At 36.4% G+C, this 19,263-nt stretch carries 16 protein-coding genes and 2 pseudogenes; 11 read left to right on the top strand and 7 right to left on the bottom strand.

What is annotated here, in order from left to right; all coding sequences use genetic code 11:
• The first annotated feature begins 714 nt into the window (after nt 1–714).
• The 5 genes from ADICYQ_RS04050 (at nt 715) to ADICYQ_RS26575 (ending at nt 5,292) form a co-directional block, all read left to right on the top strand.
• Nucleotides 715–1,131, top strand: coding sequence for an OsmC family protein (locus ADICYQ_RS04050; RefSeq protein WP_040414410.1), 417 nt, complete (start codon nt 715–717; stop codon nt 1,129–1,131).
• Complete coding sequence (locus ADICYQ_RS04045) at nt 1,128–1,367, top strand: hypothetical protein (protein ID WP_020890483.1); 240 nt, start codon at nt 1,128–1,130, stop codon at nt 1,365–1,367. Before ADICYQ_RS04050 ends, ADICYQ_RS04045 begins: the two co-directional genes overlap by 4 nt.
• 26 nt (nt 1,368–1,393) lie before the next feature.
• Complete coding sequence (locus tag ADICYQ_RS04040) at nt 1,394–2,404, top strand: PDC sensor domain-containing protein (protein ID WP_020890482.1); 1,011 nt, start codon at nt 1,394–1,396, stop codon at nt 2,402–2,404.
• A 225-nt stretch (nt 2,405–2,629) separates the two neighbouring features.
• A complete protein-coding gene (locus ADICYQ_RS04035) occupies nt 2,630–4,597 on the top strand; it encodes a histidine kinase dimerization/phospho-acceptor domain-containing protein (RefSeq protein ID WP_020890481.1) in 1,968 nt (655 codons plus the stop codon).
• Nucleotides 4,489–5,292 carry an ATP-binding protein gene (locus tag ADICYQ_RS26575; RefSeq protein ID WP_235114357.1) on the top strand — a complete coding sequence of 268 codons (804 nt, stop codon included), beginning with the start codon at nt 4,489–4,491 and terminating at the stop codon, nt 5,290–5,292. The genes ADICYQ_RS04035 and ADICYQ_RS26575 overlap by 109 nt, the downstream gene beginning before the upstream one ends.
• Here the strand turns inward: ADICYQ_RS26575 and ADICYQ_RS04030 are convergent.
• The 7 genes and pseudogenes from ADICYQ_RS04030 to serA form a co-directional block, all read right to left on the bottom strand.
• Entirely contained in the window at nt 5,285–6,550 is a 1,266-nt protein-coding gene (locus ADICYQ_RS04030) for a dihydrolipoamide acetyltransferase family protein (RefSeq protein WP_020890479.1), read from the bottom strand. The genes ADICYQ_RS26575 and ADICYQ_RS04030 overlap by 8 nt on opposite strands.
• An 81-nt stretch (nt 6,551–6,631) precedes the next feature.
• Nucleotides 6,632–7,891 (bottom strand): competence/damage-inducible protein A, encoded by a 1,260-nt coding sequence (locus ADICYQ_RS04025; RefSeq protein WP_020890478.1) that lies wholly within the window; start codon nt 7,889–7,891, stop codon nt 6,632–6,634.
• Between the two features lie 102 nt (nt 7,892–7,993).
• Nucleotides 7,994–8,173, bottom strand: a complete 180-nt coding sequence (locus ADICYQ_RS29525) for a dihydrofolate reductase (protein ID WP_316929260.1) — start codon at nt 8,171–8,173, stop codon at nt 7,994–7,996.
• Nucleotides 8,174–8,217: 44 nt separating this feature from the next.
• Nucleotides 8,218–8,496 carry a dihydrofolate reductase gene (locus ADICYQ_RS29520; protein ID WP_020890476.1) on the bottom strand — a complete coding sequence of 93 codons (279 nt, stop codon included), beginning with the start codon at nt 8,494–8,496 and terminating at the stop codon, nt 8,218–8,220.
• A 25-nt stretch (nt 8,497–8,521) separates the two neighbouring features.
• The gene (locus ADICYQ_RS04015) at nt 8,522–9,487 is read right to left on the bottom strand and encodes a DUF4412 domain-containing protein (RefSeq protein WP_020890475.1); all 966 of its coding nucleotides are present in this window, start codon (nt 9,485–9,487) and stop codon (nt 8,522–8,524) included.
• A gap of 82 nt (nt 9,488–9,569) precedes the next feature.
• Nucleotides 9,570–10,492, bottom strand: a pseudogene (locus ADICYQ_RS04010) (universal stress protein).
• A gap of 766 nt (nt 10,493–11,258) precedes the next feature.
• Nucleotides 11,259–13,150, bottom strand: a pseudogene (gene serA / locus ADICYQ_RS04000) (phosphoglycerate dehydrogenase).
• Between the two features lie 260 nt (nt 13,151–13,410).
• Between serA and ADICYQ_RS03995 the strand changes: the two are divergent.
• From ADICYQ_RS03995 to ADICYQ_RS03970, 6 genes are all read left to right on the top strand, one after another.
• Nucleotides 13,411–13,614, top strand: coding sequence for a hypothetical protein (locus ADICYQ_RS03995; RefSeq protein ID WP_020890468.1), 204 nt, complete (start codon nt 13,411–13,413; stop codon nt 13,612–13,614).
• Nucleotides 13,615–13,628: 14 nt separating this feature from the next.
• Nucleotides 13,629–14,012, top strand: coding sequence for a DUF983 domain-containing protein (locus ADICYQ_RS03990; RefSeq protein WP_040414407.1), 384 nt, complete (start codon nt 13,629–13,631; stop codon nt 14,010–14,012).
• A gap of 112 nt (nt 14,013–14,124) precedes the next feature.
• Complete coding sequence (locus ADICYQ_RS03985; protein WP_020890466.1) at nt 14,125–14,802, top strand: TetR/AcrR family transcriptional regulator; 678 nt, start codon at nt 14,125–14,127, stop codon at nt 14,800–14,802.
• Nucleotides 14,795–16,501 carry a peptidase domain-containing ABC transporter gene (locus ADICYQ_RS03980; RefSeq protein ID WP_020890465.1) on the top strand — a complete coding sequence of 569 codons (1,707 nt, stop codon included), beginning with the start codon at nt 14,795–14,797 and terminating at the stop codon, nt 16,499–16,501. Before ADICYQ_RS03985 ends, ADICYQ_RS03980 begins: the two co-directional genes overlap by 8 nt.
• Before the next feature lie 11 nt (nt 16,502–16,512).
• Nucleotides 16,513–17,868, top strand: a complete 1,356-nt coding sequence (locus tag ADICYQ_RS03975) for an HlyD family secretion protein (protein WP_040414405.1) — start codon at nt 16,513–16,515, stop codon at nt 17,866–17,868.
• Nucleotides 17,865–19,262, top strand: coding sequence for a TolC family protein (locus ADICYQ_RS03970; RefSeq protein ID WP_020890463.1), 1,398 nt, complete (start codon nt 17,865–17,867; stop codon nt 19,260–19,262). Before ADICYQ_RS03975 ends, ADICYQ_RS03970 begins: the two co-directional genes overlap by 4 nt.
• Nucleotide 19,263 lies beyond the last annotated feature (1 nt).

Genomic DNA, 19,263 nt, shown 5'->3' with positions numbered 1-19,263 from the left:
TAAAACCTAAATAGGTATACAATTTTCTAGAAAAAGAAAATCATTTTTAAAGTGTTAGTTTGATTACGTAAAATTACAATTTATTAAAAGGTTGGCCAATGTTTGGCCTTGGCTTATTTTACTCAAATTGGCCTTAATTTTCATATTTGATTGAAATAATATGGTGAAGGAAAAACGGGATTTTTGCCTATAAGATTACAGATGGGGTTGTCAGTAGATTTTCTGTTACCCAAACAGCATTACAATTCTTTTTAGGAAGCTTGTCGTTTTTCGAAAAGTATTTTACTCAGCTTTTAGAAAGTATAGATTTAATTGCAAGGAATGGGTAAAAGAATAAGTCACTCAAATTTAAAAAAGGTTATTTTTAGCTAATTTTGGTGCCCATACGTTAATTTTTATTAATTCTGATTTCATTCGTTTGCTAAAGGATCTATTTTTTTAATCTTGGAGTTGTAATCCTTTAATATAAGTTTATCGTTACTTAATTTTGTTGCCTTGCTCCGAATTCTGCAATTGGACCCCAAATAACCTGGCTTAAGTTTTTCTTGGAAAGTGGTACAATCCAAAGAAATGGATTGTTGGAGACTGTATTTTGTCCCTTTTTGCTGGAATGAAAATAGGATGATGTAAAGTGATTTTATCGAATGATAGAATGTTTATTGCAAATTTCGGGTTTAAATATTGAATGAATTATTAATCACCAAATCAATTACAATGGATAAGAAAGAGATAACACTTCGGATGATTGCTGACAGGGAGTATGAAACAGTAAACCCTGAAGGAAATAAAGTTCAAATGGACATGTACAATGGAGAAGAAAAGAAAAATCAATCTCCTATGGAGTTGCTACTTTCTGGATTAGCTGGATGTTCGGCTGTCGATGCGGTCCTGATGATGAAAAAGAAAAGAAAGCTGGTTAAGAATTTTGAAATAAAGGCTGAAGGATTAAGAAATGAAGGAACACCTGCATTCTATAAATCAATCCACTTGCATTTTATTCTAACTTCCCCTGATGCGACAGAATTGGAGTTTGATAAGGTTGTTAAGCTGGCGGTAGAAAAGTATTGTTCAGTTGCCTCAAGTTTGAAATCAGACATTTCATATTCTACTGAGTTAAAGAAGGTTTTATGAGGGTAGTTAGAGAAAGTAGTAAAGAAGGAATAAGAATCAGTTTGTTTGAGTGGAACAATAAGTTTATCCTAAAATTCGAGGCTGGTAATTTAGAACAAACTTACAAGGTTCCAGCGATGGATGTTCTTGAAGAAAAGGATTTAGATACCTTAATGGAGGGGGATTTTTACCAAGAAGTGAAAAAAAGGTTTGATGAAATGCATCAATCACTTCAAAATGCTACAAAAAATTTCTAAATTTGTCTTAATTTAATTATTTGAAGATGAAATATTTATTTTTTGGAGTGATTTTGATATTTTTGTTATCTTCTTCTTGTCAATCGGATGTAAACGCACCTATTGACAGTCATTTGTTATTATTAGATTCTATAATTCGAATTGTTGAAGCTGATTTAATGCCTTTAGAAGATGATATTACGAAATTAGCTGCCTTCTCAACTTTTTTATTTGAGCAGGAGTATAATAAATCATTATCAGTACAAAACTTTAATACAAATAAATATGTAACACTTCAAAATGGTTTTTTCTATAACCCAAATCCAGAAAGAGAAGAAAGCACTGTTTTTGTTTCTCTCTCTTCAGAAAATAAAGATTTATCCATTAAAGATGTGTATTTGACAGAACGGATGGATAGCGTATTTAAGGTTATTATTGATAATCGCCATTTGGTAAGTCAGGTTTACTTTAATTCGGCCAATAGGTTCACCAGGTTATTTCCTTCCAATGATCTGAATACTATTGATCCTTATATTGACCTTACGTCATTTAACTTCTTTTACCTTGGGGATGCGCTTAGAAATCCAACAAGGAAATCAGTTTGGGTGGAGGAAGTTTATGTTGACCCTATGGGGAAAGGCTGGATGCTTTCATTGATTCAACCTGTATATTACAAGGATGAGCTAAAAGGTGTTTTGGGTTTTGATATAACGATATCAGATCTTATGCGTAGATTCTTAAACAATTCATATAAAAAATTAATCATAATAGATGGCCAGGGTAGCATAGTAGCAGGAGGGGAAGAGGCCATTAAAGCCCTAAATATGCCCCCATTAAAGAACCATACTTATATTCAAACAGTTAACTCAGATAGTTTCCGAAAAGAAGACTTTAACTTGTATAAGAGCAAAAGTAAAGAGATTCGAAAAATGGCTTCTAAATTTTTGTTAGAGAAAGTTAATTATCAAAGTTTTGAATTACAGGGCAAATTATTCGAAGCCTACAGTAGGAAAATGGATGTTATGGGCTGGTACTTATTAGATATTCATGACGAATAGAAATTACAATCACGATGATGATGTACAAGTGCCAGCCAGGCCAAAGAGGCTTTGGTGGTTGATAGGTCTAGGGTGTGGGGCGATTTTGATAACCCTTACCTTAGCGCTCTTTTTTTATAATTCCATATCCAATAACCAGCTTGACAACCGAAATTTTTTTTAAACAAGCAACTTGAATTTGCAGCCAACGAAGCGCAAGGATATCTAAACAATCTTAATGAAGATTTGATCTTTTTTGCCAATAGCCAGGAAGTCAGTAAACAAAGAGAAAAAATTGGTCCCTCCAAGGAATTAGATGAACTAAGGGCAAGAAAATTGTTGAACAACTACATGGATTTGATTGATACTCTCATTGTAAGAAAGGGAGATATTGAACAACTATTTAGTGTGAATGAATCAAATCAACTGTATGTGAATTCGTTGAAAACGAGTTTTATTGAACCTAAACATGAAAATGGTAATTTCAAAGTAACATCTGATAAAGGAGATGTTACAATTATTGTTAAACTAAACCTTAATAAATATTTCAATCGGCTTTTAGATAACTATTACCTGGGATCAAATACCTACAAATTGGTCTACATGAATAATGGTTTTTTTAAGATCAATGAGGAAGGCAAGATGTTTTTTCAAGACAAGTCTTTCAAGACGAAAATAATTGAGGAAATTAATGGAGGTATCAGAGGTGATTATTCAGGTTTTATTTCAGGGGCTTTTAACGCCAAGCCCAAAGAATTCCTTCTCGTACAGTACCCTTTTAAATTGATACACCTGAATGAAAACTTTGCCTTTGCTTTTGCTCAGGAAAAGACCACCATTGATTCAGCTATCTTTGAAAATTACTTTCACTTATTTTTAGCATTATTTGCCTTATTGGCTATAGTCATCTTTTTTATCTATAAATATTTTAAAATCACAAGTGAGAACAATAGGTTTCTGGAGCAGAAATCCCGACATCTTAACCAACTTTTAAAGCAACAAACCATACTGCTACAACAGTCCAAAGGGTTTATATATTACCAAAACAAGGAGGATATAATTTACCAGGTGAGCGAAAATGTAAAAGAGGTTTTGGGCTTTCATCCCAATGAATTGGTAAAACAAAACCTTGGTAATTTTATAATTGGAGGAACCGAAGACTTTTCTGAGACAAGAAGGGCATGTATCGAGCAAAAAAAAGAGGTTTACTCTTATGAATTTAACTCGGAAAAGAAAAATGGGGAATCCATTAGGGGGAGAATTTTCGAAAAATTAATCTACAATGAAGATTTAACTTTTGAAGGATCAGTAGGGATATTTACTGACATCAATGATAAATACCAAGCAGATCAGGAATTGGTGAAAAGTGAAAACAGGCTTCGGTCAGTGTTAAATTGTTTGCCGGATATAATTTTTATATACAATAACGAGGGAATATACCTTGACTATTACGTTCAACATGAAGAGTTGTTATTCGCTTCTCCTGAAGAATCCCTGGGTAAGAAAATAAATGAGGTGTTAACTGGTGAGGCGGGTGAAAAGGCAATGCGGGCATTTAATAAAGTCATTTTAACGGGTAAAATGCAAACCGAGGAACTCGATTTGCTGCTAGATATTGGTAGAAGATATTTTGAGGTGAGGTTTTTTAAATTGGATGAGGATAGAGTGATATCTGTGGGGCGTGACATTACAGGACAAAGGCTTTGGGAGAGAGGACTTAGTGAAGCCAAAGAAGCAGCTGAATTGGCAAATAGAGAAAAGTCGAGCTTTTTGGCCAATATGAGCCATGAGATTAGAACACCTTTAAATGGTCTATTAGGAATAACTGGCTTGTTGTTCAAGACGCCATTGTCAACAAAGCAACACGAACTACTCTCTATCATCGGAGATTCCGGAGAATCACTTTTAAACATAGTAAATGATATTCTTGATTACTCTAAAATTGATGCGGGTAAAATGGAATTGGACCCAGTAGCAATGAACTTTGCTTCTGAAATGGAAAAAATTGTCAATGTCTTTTCGGGAATGGCAAACCAAAAATCTTTAAAAATCAATTTAGAAATAAAAAGAGCGTTCCCAGGACCATTATTTTGGATAAAGATAAACTGGCGCAGATTTTTTTCAATATCATTGGGAATGCCGTTAAGTTCTCAAAAAAGGGTGGGCAGATTGATATTACCATTAGTGGTGAATTTATTTTTACTGAAAACCTAATTCTGACATGTACAGTAAAGGACAATGGTGTAGGCATTTCCAAAGATAAGATTCCGCAACTGATAAAACCTTTTACGCAGGCAAGTGAGGCTTCTAATGGTGATTATAAAGGGACGGGCTTAGGCCTTGCGATCGCCAATAAGCTAATAGAGTTAATGGGAGGCGTGTTGCACATTGAAAGTGAAATTGACCAAGGATCTACCTTCACCTTCGCACTTATTTCTCAAGCCAGTGAAGAGGAATTGACCATTTCAAAAATTACTTCACATGCAGCTGAAAACCTAGCGATTGAGAATTTGGCGGATAAGCACCCCCTTGACATTTTGCTTGTAGAGGACAATGACATAAATCTAAAATTTATGGTTATGCTTTTGTCGCAAATGGGCTATACACCTGACGTTGCTTTAAATGGCGTTGAAGCAATAAAAGCAGTGGAGAAAAAGAAATTTGACCTGGTTTTTATGGACAACCAAATGCCAAGAATGAATGGAATGGATGCCACTAAAGTAATTAGAACCATGCCAAATGGTAAGAAAATGATGATCATTGGTTTGTCAGCGAGTGTATTCAAAGAAGACATCAAGCTGGCAATGAATATTGGCATGAATGATTACCTAACCAAACCTGTAAGAATTCAACAGATTGTAGAAAGAATAAAGAATTGTATCCTGTTAAAAGAAAAGGAGGTTAAATAATTGTTTCTGTATCAAAAGACTCGAGATAGTCTGCAACTTTTTTCACAAACATTCCTCCTAGTGCTCCATCTACAACCCTGTGGTCATATGAATGTGACAAAATCATTTTATGACGTATGCCTATCAAATCTCCAGTAGGAGATTCTATCACAGCAGGTTTTTTGGTAATTGCTCCTACTGCCATAATAGCCACCTGAGGTTGTACAATGATTGGAGTCCCCATGATATTGCCAAAAGAACCTATGTTTGAGAGTGTATAGGTGCCTCCTTTTAACTCTTCTGCATTTAATCGGTTTTCTCTTGCTCTCATTGCAAGTTCATTGATTTTTTTGGACAACTCCGCCAGGGTCAATTGATCTGCATTTTTAATCACAGGTACAATCAGGTTCCCATTTGCCAAGGCCACAGCAACGCCGATGTTGATGTTTTTCTTCTTGATGATTTTATCTCCTTCAACAGAAATATTCATCATTGGATAATCTTTCAAGGCCTTCGCAATCGCTTGAATAAAGAATGGGGTAAAGGTTATTTTTTCGCCTTCTTTTGCTTGAAAAGCATCTTTGATTCGGTTTCTATAAAACACGATATTGGTAAGATCGGCCTCCATAAAAGAGGTGACATGTGCTGAAATGTTTTTCGAATCCAGCATTCGTTGGGCGATCATTTTCCTCATCCTGTCCATCTCCAGGATTTCATCATTCTGATTACCAGGAGAGGGCACCAAAGGCTCTTTCCTTTTTGCAATATATTCTAAAATGTCTTTTTTGGTGACCCTTCCACCTTTTGCAGTTCCAGATATTTCTGCTAATTCTGAATAATTTACATTCTCTTGGTTGGCTATACTTTGTACCAATGGGGAATAAAACCTTTTTTCCTCAAAGCCTACTGGTTCTGTATTGGATTCTTTTCCTAAGATTATAGAGGTGAATTCGGGAACATCTTGAAAAAGCTCTTTTCCGTTTCCGGTGGAGGGTTTGTTTGGTAGATCAGTCGCCTTAGCCTCTTCCATGTTTTCGAGTTTTACCTCTATTATGGCGATAGGCTTACCTACTTCTATTATGTCTCCTTCCTTGGCAAGGATCGTTTTTAAAACGCCAGAGTGTGTGGCAGGCACTTCAGTGTCTACTTTATCAGTAGCCACTTCAAGTACAGACTCATCTTGGTCTATTAGGTCCCCTTCTTTCTTTAGCCATGAAAGAATAGTGCCCTCCATAATGCTCTCTCCCATTTTGGGCATCACCATTTCCACTGTTGCCATAGCTTTTGCTTATTTTTTTAATCTCCCTAGCTATAAAACTAAAATTTAGTAGCTGGTTTACAAAAGGAAAATCCCTAAATTTTACTTTCTATTATGTAATATTGTCTCCCTCAATAGGTTTAAAGAAGCGGTGCTTGTTAATTGAATATTGATTATTCGGTCTTTTGTGAGCTGTAACATGCGCGTCCAGCATTTTTCACCGTCATGACAAGCGATCCAAACCATTCCAACAGGCTTTTCATCACTACCTCCTCCAGGACCTGCTACTCCGCTTGTAGCCAAGCCATAGGTTGAATTGAATTTAAGCCTCACCTGTTTGCTCATCTCTATAACTGTTTCCTCACTTACGGCTCCCTTTGAAGCAAGTGTTTCAGGACTTACACCAAGCAAATGCTCTTTATAGGTGTTGTGATAGGGTATTATTGATCCATTGAAATAATTGCTTGCCCCAGGGATACTTGTAATAACATGAGATAAATATCCTCCTGTACAGCTCTCTGCTATGGCAATGTTTTCATTCCTTTGAATCAACTCATGACCCAATGCAGATGCAATTGTATCTGTATTATATCCATAAATGTATTTAGCGATTAATGGTTCCAATTTTGCTATTTGATCATCAACTTCCTTTACAATAGGAGGGAGTGACTCTCCGAAACCAGTTAACCTTAACTTGACTTCTCCTAATGATGGCAAATAGGCCAAACGTATATGTGGAGGCAGTTGATCTTCCCAGTCTGAGATGATATCTGACAACCAACTTTCGCCGATTCCAATGGTCTTTATAAGCTTGTGATAGATAACAGGTAATTTATATTTCTCTTTAATTCTTGGGATCACGGCATTTTCCATAAGGTACTTCATTTCATGAGGTACCCCAGGCATTGACATCCATGCTGATCCGTTCTCTTCAAACCACATCCCTGGTGCTGTGCCTACGGCATTTTGAATGTAGGTACAGTTGGAAGGTAGGTAAGCCTGACTGCGGTTGGTAGGGGATAACTCTCTACCTCGGCTTTCAAAGAACTTGCGTACATCTTCAAGTGCATTAGGAAAGAGCTTCATTGATGAATTGAAAAAATCTACAAGTACATTTTTTGTCAAGTCATCTTTAGTAGGCCCAAGCCCACCAGTCATTAGAATAATGTCTGCTTTTTTTGAGGCTGATTTAAAAGCTTCAATCATTGCTTCCGGGTCGTCACCAATAGTGGTTTTCCTTACTACTCTAACTCCAATCTTGTCCATCTCTTCACTCAACCATTTACTATTGGTGTCAAGTATTTGGCCATAAAGTAATTCATCGCCTATGGATATGATTTCTGCTGTAACAGGTTTGTTCATGTGACACGGTTTTAATCTTTCGGAAATTCAAAATTAAAAGTTTCCTAGTAGCAATCTTGAATAAGGAGTAAAAATTATAATTGAAATGGTAAAAATAGCACCCTAGGTAATGGTTTTTCTTTTGTAGGTCACAAAAGCATAGTCGAATGGGTTGCTTTTGTCTTTATTATGGTTGCTAGTATCGGTAATATCCCAGTCCTTAATGTCAAAATCAGGGAAGAATGTGTCAGCTTCCGGCTTTGCATCTATTTCTGTAATGATCATTTCTTGGCTAAAGGGCAAAGCTAATTTATAAATTTCAGCCCCACCCAAAATAAAAATCTTGTCTAATTTTTTTTCAATCCTATTGCAAGTGCTTCTTCTAAACTATGGACTACTTCATGACCATCAGGAACTGTATAATTTAAATTACTGGTAATTACAATATGGACCCTACCTGGCAAAGGTTTATTTAAAGACTCAAAGGTTTTTCTACCCATGATCACATGGTGGCCTGCGGTAGTGCTTTTGAAGTGTTTGAGGTCTGCAGGAAGTCGCCAAGGCAAATCGCCGTTTAAGCCTATGGCATTGTTGGTCGCCTTGGCTACAATAATAGATGTGATCAATTTTGATACAGGTGTTTAAGGTTTGTTAATTAGCCGCTTTCATCGGGTTAGGATAGTCAGCTAAATTATAGCTTGTGCGCTGTGAATTGTCGATTTTTATTATTTTCATTTCTGAAGAGCTCTCGTCTTCTTTGCTTTTAAAAGTCATTTCCATAATATTTCCTTCAGGGAAATTACCAAAAAATGTACTGTTTTGCTCTTTCATTTTCTTGGTTACAAATGGACTGTTTTTGCTCCAAAAGCCCTCTAGTCCTTCAATGGACTCTTTGCTTATCCAATACGTGCCTTCACCATCTTCTGAATCCATACGAAATTCTTCGCAACTGTATCCTTGAATGTCTTTTGTGTTACCGGTTTTTTCAAAGGTCAAACTTTCGTAGGGTTGGTGAACCGCAGTGTCAGCATAGGTGTCAAGCATTCCACTCCAATCCATCCCAAAGGCCATGCTTGATTTTTCCTTTTCATTTTCCATCAACATGACGGTGGCTTTATTTTTATGGTCCATGATAATAATGGACTTTTCATTTGCGTCTTTCTTATCTGGATCAACGAATTCCATTCCGAAATAATCAGGATTCTCAGATAAATAGGAATTGAATAATACAGGGTCTTCTTCTTTTCCCTTCTTATTGGTACTCTTGATTTCCATCACTGCGACGCCAGAAAAGTTATATTCGCTTTCCGTATCAACATTCATGTTGATGGAACCCATGATTTTAGAGATGTCATAAGATTTGCCTTCTTGATGAGTGCTATCTCCATCATTGTTACCAATGTCATCATCTCCGTAAAGATTTTCGAAAGCTTTTTCAAGTTGCCTTTCAGTAGCTTTCTCCATTTGTTTAGCGACTGTCTTTTCCACAGCTCTGGATACACCTTGTGATACACCCTCAGATGCAGCTCTTTTTAATTTCCTCAAGAGCTGACATTCAGCATCAAGGCTAAAAAAGGACAGAGCCATTACCAATAAAAACAATGATTTTACTTTCATTTCATACTTAATTTTAGAGAATATTTAAAGTTATGAAATATTCATAAAAAGTCCTAAACAATATTTTTGTGTATGTAAAAACCTAAATATCAAGTATGTATTCAATTATGCCAGCATTTTTACCCTTCGGTCTTGTGACTAAAAGAGGAACCTTATTATTTGTTTGAATTAGCCGTTCTGCTAAGCTGCCTATGAACAGAGCTGTGGCGGCTGTTCTGCCTTTGGCTCCTATAATAATGATGTTTGCTTCTATTTCTTGCGCCTTGTTGATGATGTCTATGACTGGATCATCGTCCTCATCTCTAGTGTATAGTGGGGTGATGTCATGCCCTTTGGTGTCTATCTTTCGAATGAACTTTTTGTAGTTAACCTTGGCATGCATCAGCATAATATCACTGAACTCCTCGTAGGATTTTCCGGTAAAATGATAACCGGAAGGTACTGAGAAAACATTTTGGCAAATTATTTCTGACTTCCCATCATATTTCTCCGTTATTTCAATGGCTTCCTCCATGGCGTCTTTGGAATAATCCGAAAAATCACTCGGGACAAGTATTTTTTAATTTTTGGAACACTGTTTTCTGGAACGATTAAAAGTGAGCAGGAGGCTCTTCTTGCCAATCTCTGAGTGATTACACCTGATCCGTTAATGGATGTTTTCTTTCCAACAAGAATTAAATCGGCGGATTTTTCACTGGCCAGTTTGAGTATTTTTTTTGAAAGTTGTCCTTCCCTTACTATAAAGGCTGTGCTGATATTTAGATCCGGATCTAGGTTTTCCTTAACCACCTGTTTCATCTGACTTTTTCGTTCCTCTACCATATTGTCGATGAGGTTTGGGAACTCAGCTAAAACATCTTTAGGAATACTTAAGTTTCTAATGATATTCGTAAAGTAAATTTTTTTGGATTGGTTGCTCTTTGCTATAAATGTGGCAAATTTCACGAGCGTTTTGTCCATCTCTGATTGATCAAGGCAAACAATTATTTTTTTGATTTGATACATTATGTAAAATAATTATAGATTCTATCCGATAAAAGCTGTTTAACCTGAATATGCAATAGGATTCGTGATAGCCTGTCCCAGTCCTTGTCTGGAAGTGATTCTGTCATGGAATAAAGCCCTATCGCCTATTTCGATTTTGTCTATTTTTGACGTCTGACTTTAATTGCCTACAATTTTTAAATTAGCAAAATAATTTCTTAATACAATTTTTTGTTTTCTCTTTTTGAGAAGATAGACCATCATATTTGTAATTTATTTTTTTCATATGGGATAATGCCTTTTTTTTTCTCTTTTTAAGAAAATGTTGTAATCATAAGGTAATCAAGCCTTTTGGAGAATAAAGTCTTGTGCTAGTGTGATGGTAAGAATTATGCATTGAAATAGCTGATTTTGACGCTATTCCATCATGAAATAGAATGACAATTGGAGCTGTACTGTTAAGGGCATTTTGGGTTTCGAAATTCAAATACCGTAAGATGAGGTTTGAGGTTTCCTCATATTGATTGTATATTTGCATTGTGGTTCGGGTCAGCGACATGTTCAAACTTCACAATTTAATTAATATACCGAGTGAAGCACATTTTCAAAACCAGGCCTCATCTTCCATTTGGAAGACCTCGTAGCTTTATTGATGCAGGATAACAGTGGAAGGTTGCGAGAAAGGTGCAGCTCAAATCTTGTTTTACCGGAGGTTTGTAACACTCCATGATTCGGACCATATTTTAAGGGGACTGCTTGTCAGTCCCCTTTTTTGTTTCCTAGTATCCTAGTACAATACTCTAAATCTGATTGTGCCGTGGATGGCTTTCAGTTCGTCAATTACTTTGCTGCTATAGGCTTTATCTATATCAGTGATGACATAACCGATTTTCTCATTTGTTTTAAGGTATTGTCCCACAATATTGATGTCATAATCTGCCAATATTTTATTGATCCTGGCCATTATTCCTGGCTCATTTAGGTGAATATGGATCAACCTGTGTGCATCATGCAGGAAGGGTAATTGTATGTTGGGGAAATTGACACTATTATAGGTGTTTCCAGTATTGATGTATTCAATGATCTTACCAGGCACAAATTGGGCAATGTTCTGTTGTGCCTCTAAAGTGCTTCCACCGATATGAGGAGTAAGGATAGTATTAGGTAGGCCTTTCAGTTCTGATTCAAAAGGCTCAGTGTTGTTCTTTGGCTCTTTAGGGAACACATCTACACCAGCTCCTGCCAGGTGTCCTGATATCAGCGCATCCCGAAGTGCAGCCACATCCACTACATGTCCTCTACTTAGATTGATCAAATAGGCCCCTTTTTTCATCAGAGCAATCTTTTCCCTGTCAATCAATAACTCATTGTCTGTCCTTCCATCTACATGTAGAGAAATGACATCACAGGTTTCAAGTAGTTCATCTAATGAATCGATTTTTGTGGCATTTCCTAAGGCAAGTCGCTCTATTACATCATAGTAATAAACATTTAAGCCCATATTCTCAGCTAAAACTGACAATTGAGACCCAATATTACCATAACCTATTATTCCCAATTTCTTACCTCGGATTTCAAAGCTGCCAGTGGCGCTTTTATCCCATTTACTATCATGCATACTGGTCGTTTTATCAACCATTCCACGCATTAAAAAGATTATTTCAGCAATTGCAAGTTCTACAACTGATCTGGTATTACTGAATGGAGCATTGAAGACAGCGATTCCTTTCTCTTGGCAAGTTTCCAAATCGATTTGATTGGTGCCTATGCAAAAAGCCCCTATGGAAATTAATCTGTTCGCATTCTCTAAAACTTTTTTGGTGACCTGAGTCTTAGATCGGATGCCAAGTACAGATACTTTTTTATTTTTTCCGCCAATTCGTCCTCAGAGAGTGCTGAACTAATCACCTCTACATTGTAACCCTCAGCTTTCATTAATTCAACGCCAATTGGATGTACATTTTCCAATAATAGCACATTGATACGGCTTTTTGGATAGGAAAACTTTTTGTTCATCTTATTTACATATAAAATTTCATCCAGACTTGGCGCAATGTGATCCGCCTTAGACGACACCGAAGGGCGGTGGATATTTTCTGTAAAGGCGTAAAATTTATTGGCTACCCCTGAGGCCTTAATCTCATAATCAGTATATCCATCACCAATGACATAAATGTCACCTGTTAGGTTTAACTTCTTTATGGTATCAGGTTTACCATTGTTTTGAGAAAGTGGGTTGTCTTTATTAAAACCAGTGATTTTGCCGGATTCATCGTATACAAATTCATTGGCAAAAACATTTTCTGGCTTGATTCCAAAACTTGTTACAATAGGAGCTACAAAGTCTTTGAAACCGTTAGAAATAATATATATGTCATTCCTGTTTTCAAGCAAAAACTCTTTGTTTCGCTGGAAAGAATCTGACACTTTCTTCATCAAAGCAGCAATCAATTCTGAAATTTGATCCTTATTGGCATTCAAAATTTCTACTCGCTGAACAAGGCTCTCCCTAAAAGTGATTTTACCTTCCATTCCCTGGTCGGTAATGTCCTTTATTGATTGTAGCTTTTCAACTTTTAAAGGATCATCCTTCAAACTAATTTCACCTAAAATATCCAAAGCTTCAACCTTGGTAAAAGTGCTGTCAAAATCAATAATAAACTTTTTGGTGGCAGTCATTCTAAAGCAATTTTTATGAGTTGCAAAATTAATAGATTATTGGGGAATTTGAAGTTATTGATATAAAATAACTCAATTACAGATTCAAATATTTTTGATCATCAGGGAATACGGAAATAGGGGACTTAAATTCAATGAAATTATAAAGGTTTTGAGCTTCAAGCGGATTTAGAAGATAAAACAAATTAACTTTGGAGTCTTCAAGGTCAATTTCTGAGATTGTGTTCATCAATAATCTTCCTAATTAATATAAATTTCGTATGCCATTAGCAATAGACAATATAAGGGTAGGCCGTGTATACAAGCTTATCAATTATGGGGAAATCAGGTTTTTAGAAGCTATGGAAAGAACCGGAAGGGAAAACTTCAAGATGAAAGACTTGGATACCCTGGAGTATTATGAAATTGATGAGCTTTTACGTTGGGGGAAAGGTAAAGATTATGATTTGGACGAAGTCCGCTAATTAAGTATAATAGTATGAATGAAAATAATAGTTTAGCAGGAGCTATCCTCAAGGCTAAATGCCCAAAATGTAGGAAAGGAAATATTTTCCCTGTATCAATTTTTAGTTTTAGAAAATTAACTGAGGTTAATCACAATTGTCCCCACTGCGGAGTCGAGCTTGTACCTGAGCCCGATTTTTATTATGGAGCGATGTACATCAGCTATGCGCTGTCTGTGGCATTATTCATTAACGTAATGATCGTTTTGAATTATGTGTTCGATGACCCAGAACTCATGGTTTACATTGTCTCGGTGGTGTTTTTTAACATTGTATTATTGCCTGTAATGCTGAGGTATTCTAAGGTTTTATACCTGTATGGTCTAGGTAAAATATCCTACGACCCTAAGCAAAAATAACGGAAGTCATTCGTTTGAATCTTCAAAAGAGATTTTTATTTTTTTTCAGTTAGTAAAACTTACTATTGATTAGTTCGTATAACATAAGCGTTAGACTTACTATGTTTTTATTATGCACCGTATATTGAATAATACCATTATACCTGTCAAACCAGGTATTTTTATCAAGGATCCTCTAAGTTCCGATTTGGGCAAAAAGGTACTTGAAGAAAGCCTAGTCTTGATAGATGAGCTTGGAATGGAAGCTTTTAATTTCAAAAGACTTTCTGCACATGTTGGAAGCACTGAAGCCGCCATCTATCGGTATTTCGAAAACAAACATAAATTATTATTGTATTACATCAATTGGTATTGGGGATGGCTCGAGCATAATCTCGTTTATGGTACAGCCAATATGGATAGTCCCAAAGACAAAATCAAAATGGCGATAAATCTATTGGTAGTAGGTCCTTCGTTTGATGAAAACTTATATCTAAACATAAGTTTACTTAGAAGTGTTGTCACCGAAGAATCATCCAAAGCTTTTATGACAAAAGAGGTTGGAAGCGAAAATAACAGTGGTTTTTTTGATCAATTCTATAATTTTAGTGAGCGACTGGTTAAGATTTTCTTGGAATTTAATCCCAATCATCCATTTCCAAAAGCCTTTGTATCCACGCTCATCTGGTCAACACTTCTTAACGCATTCTGTTCTAATCATGTGCCGAATTTGATTGAGGATAATTTCATTGGTCAACAAAAAGTAGACTTTTATTACAATTTGGTTTTTAATTCGCTAATAAATGAATGAAAATTTGATTAATACCCCTTTAAAGAGGTTCTTTAGTCTTTTAAAGAGTGAGAAGAGAGAGATTTATGCGATTTACTTTTACGCCGTTCTGAATGGTCTCGTATCGCTTTCTTTGCCTCTGGGAATACAGGCAATTCTCAATTTTATTTTGGGAGGAAGGCTTACCACCTCATGGGTGATTCTGGTGATTATTGTAGCACTTGGAGTTGTTTTTGGTGGCTTTTTACAAGTTAGTCAGCTCTATTTATCTGAGAAATTGCAACAACGTGTGTTTAGTAATTCGGCAATCGAATTTGCTTACCGTCTACCCAGATTGAAAATGGAGTCCTTGCGCGGAGAATATGCTCCTGAGCTGGTCAATAGATTTTTCGATACCATCAACCTGCAAAAAGGACTGTCTAAATTACTGATCGATTTTAGTACGGCATCTCTTCAAGTCTTTTTCGGTTTGATTTTGTTGGCGATTTATCATCCGTTTTTCATCATTTTCTCCTTGATTTTGGTACTTACTATTTACCTTATCTTCAAGTATACAAGCCCAAAAGGGATGAAAACCAGTTTAAAAGAGTCCTCTGCTAAATATGAAATCGCCTATTGGTTGGAAGAGATAGCAAGGACTTTAGAAACCTTTAAGCTTTCAGGGTTTTCTCCTTTACCATTTAAGCGGGTAGATGAATTGGTGAAGAAGTATGTTTCCTTTCGAAACGAACATTTTTCGGTATTAATATTTCAATACAAAGTCCTGATTGCTTTTAAAGTGGTTATTGTGGTGATACTATTAGTAGCAGGAAGTTTATTATTAATGAACAATGAGATCAGTATTGGTCAGTTTGTTGCAGCAGAAATCATTATTGTTTTGATAATCAACTCGGTAGAGAAAATTATACTTAGCCTTGAAACGGTATATGATACCCTAACTGCCACTGAAAAATTAGGGCTTATAATGGATATGGATCTGGAGAGGTCAACGGGAAAGGTGAATGCTTTAAATGAAGAGAATTCGGGATTGTCTTATGCCTTTAAAAATGTTTCCATCTTCTCTGAAGACAAAGATAAATCTATTCTCAACAATTTTAACCTTGAAATAAAGGAAGGTGAGAAAGTCATCGTCACTGGTGAGAGTGGGGCTGGTAAAAGCACATTGTTACAATTAATGGCAGGATTGAAAGAGGATTATCAGGGAAAGGTAATTGTAAATAAATTGCCTATGGGTACTTTGTCTCTGGAGAAATTAAGGTCATTAATAGGGGATAGTTTGTCTAGACAATCTATTTTTCATGGAACCATCAGGGAGAATATTACTGTAGGGAATGAAGAAGTTTCCGAAACCATGTTGAGAAAAGTTTTGGAGGTTGTTGGGTTGAACGATTATGTTTATAGACTTAAAGATGATCTTGAAACAACTCTTTTGCCAGAAGGAAAAGGCCTTAATAATTCCTACATAAGTAAAATCATTTTGGCAAGAAGCCTTTGTTTCTCTCCCAAATTACTTTTGCTTGAAGAAGAACTTAATTACCTAAGCCAGGAAGAATCTGATAGAGTATTTGATTTTATTTTTTCAGGTCCATGGACAATGGTAATGGTATCAACACAGGATTCTATTTTAAAAAGAGCAGAAAAAATTGTGGTGATGAAGTCAGGAGAGGTTGCTTTTGAGGGGGATTTTTTCAAACTACGAACGCTACAGAAACCAGAATAAACGTTAATCCAATGTTAAATATTTCTAGAAATTCGATCAAACATTTAATTGATGTCGATTCTTTTGAAAGCTATCACTTGACACGTTCAAGTAATCAAAGCCGTAGAAGGATTAGAATTTTATTGTATTTATTGATGACCGGGTTTGTCTTTCTTTTTTTACCATGGACTCAAAATTTCAGGTCAAAAGGAACTTTGACGGCCTTAAAACCCGAACATAGGCCACAAACCATACATTCAATTATCCCTGGAAGGATTGAGCAGTGGTTTGTTCAGGAAGGTGATTTTGTAACAAAGGGAGACACCATACTTTTCCTTTCAGAGGTTAAGGAACAATACATGGATCCTGATTTACTTAGCAGGACGCAATTACAAGTTGATGCAAAAGAATTGTCCGTAAAATCTTATGAGGCAAAGATCAAAGCACAGGAACAACAATTGGTTGCTTTGAAAGAAAACAACACCTTGAGAAAGGAACAGGCACAAAACAAGCTTAAGCAGGCAAATCTAAAAGTGCTTTCAGACAGCATTATGTTAGAAGCTGAGAAAGTTAGTTTTTTGGTGGCAGAAAAGCAGTTTCTCAGAATGGAGAAACTATACACCGAGGGCTTGAAGTCACTTACTGATCTGGAAACAAGGAAAATAAAACTTCAAGAGTCTCAGGCAAAAGCATTGAGTGCGGAAAATAAATTACTTGGTAGCAGAAATGAATCCATTTCGGCCACCATAGAGTTAAATGCCATTGACAATGATTTTAGAGACAAATTGGCCAAAGTAAGTTCTGAAAGATTTTCGGCACTTTCAGGTCAATATGATGCAGAGGCTGGAGTTAATAAAATGAAAAATGAATTGACCAACTATACTGTAAGGTCTGGGATGTATTATGTCTTGGCCCCTCAGTCGGGTTATATCACCAAGGCCATTCAGGTAGGGATAGGTGAAACCATTAAAGAAGGAGCTCAAATAATTAGCATCATGCCTCAGAATTATTCTTTGGCGGTTGAGATTTATGTGGATCCTATAGATCTTCCCTTGGTTAAATTAGAAAGTAAAATCAGATTTATCTTTGATGGGTGGCCAGCTATAGTGTTTTCAGGATGGCCTGAATTGTCAAATGGTACCTTTGGGGGAAAGGTATTTGCTATTGATAATTTCACCAGCACAAATAATAAATACCGGGTGTTAGTAGTGCCTGACCCTGATGAAGAACCATGGCCTGAAGCCTTGAGAATTGGTGCCGGAGCTGACGGAATTGCATTGCTAAATGATGTCCCGGTATGGTATGAAATATGGCGTCAAATGAATGGCTTCCCGCCAGATTATTATACGCTTCAAGAATCTAAGGAAATAAAAAGTCAAGCAAAATGAAATACAATATTGGTTTCCTTGGACTATTTCTGCTGTTAATATCCACACCTCTTAGCGCCCAGGATAAAACCCTTTCTTTTGACCAATTTATGTTGTGGGTGCAGCAGTATCACCCGGTGGTCAAACAGGCGGACTTGTTTTTAGCCTTTGGAAAGCAAGAGATGAGAAAGGCTAGAGGAGGGTTTGATCCTTACTTGTACGGCAGCATAGACGAAAAGCAATACGATGAAAAAGAGTATTACAACAAGCGAGAAGGAGGTGTTTTAATTCCTACAGTAGCTGGAGTAGAATTTCAGGGAATTGTGGAGCAAAATAGAGGGACTTATCTCAACCCAGAGCAAAGTGTGCCTAATAATGGGCTTTATGCAGTAGGGGCAGCAGTCAATATTGGGAATGGGTTATTTATCGATAAGAGAAGAGCAGCGCTTCAACAAGCTAAAATTTATAATTTGGCATCTGTCGAAGAGAGAAGACAGCGACTAAACCTCTTGTACTACGAGGCCACGGTTGTGTATTGGAAATGGGCTGGTTCTTATGCAGATCTGCAAGTGCATGAAGAGGTACTAAGACTTGCCAAGGTAAGGTTTGAAGGAGTAAAAGGTCGCTTTGAACAAGGTGACCTACCTGCCATTGATACTGTAGAAGCTTATACTCAGGTTTTAAATAGAAGTATAAAATTACAAAAGGCTGGCTATGTCTACTTTTCCAATACCCAGGAATTGAATGTTTTTCTTTGGGATGAAGAGGAAAAGCCTATAGACCTGGAGCCATTAACTTTCCCTCAACAGCTTTTCAAGTCGGCTTCTCAGGAGCTGAACAAGGAATTTTATTATGAAGCCGTACTTGATCATCCTGAAATACGCCTAATTGATTATGATCTGGATTACCTGGATATCGAGAGGAGGTACAAAGCGGAACAGTTGAAACCCAAAATTAAACTTAAGTATAACTTTTTGACAGAAACATTTGGAGGACTGCAACAATTTGGCTTCCTGGAGAATAATTATAAATTTGGAATTCAGGTTGCGACTCCTTTATTGTTGCGAAAAGAAAGAGGGGATTTGGGCATTACCCGAACCAAAATTGTGGATGTGAATTATAAGCGTGACTTGAAATTTGAGCAGCTTAGCGCAAAACTTAGGAAAGTTTTCAACGAATACGAAGTTTTAAGTCGGCAGTTAAATATTTTTTCTCAAAATATTCAGGGCTTAGAAAGCTTATTGAAAGGAGAAAGAATTAAGTTTGATTTAGGGGAAAGCTCTTTGTTTTTAATTAATGCCAGAGAAACAAGCTTGTTTGATTCTAATTTAATCAATAATGCCCTTTATGTGGATCTAATTATTGCTTATTCAAAGATCAGAACCGCCGCTGGCCTGGGATTTGAAGACTTATAAA

Source organism: Cyclobacterium qasimii M12-11B, from assembly GCF_000427295.1.
Taxonomy (GTDB): domain Bacteria; phylum Bacteroidota; class Bacteroidia; order Cytophagales; family Cyclobacteriaceae; genus Cyclobacterium; species Cyclobacterium qasimii.
Note: the sequence above shows the minus strand (reverse complement) of the source record. Positions and strands in the feature narration are given on the sequence as shown.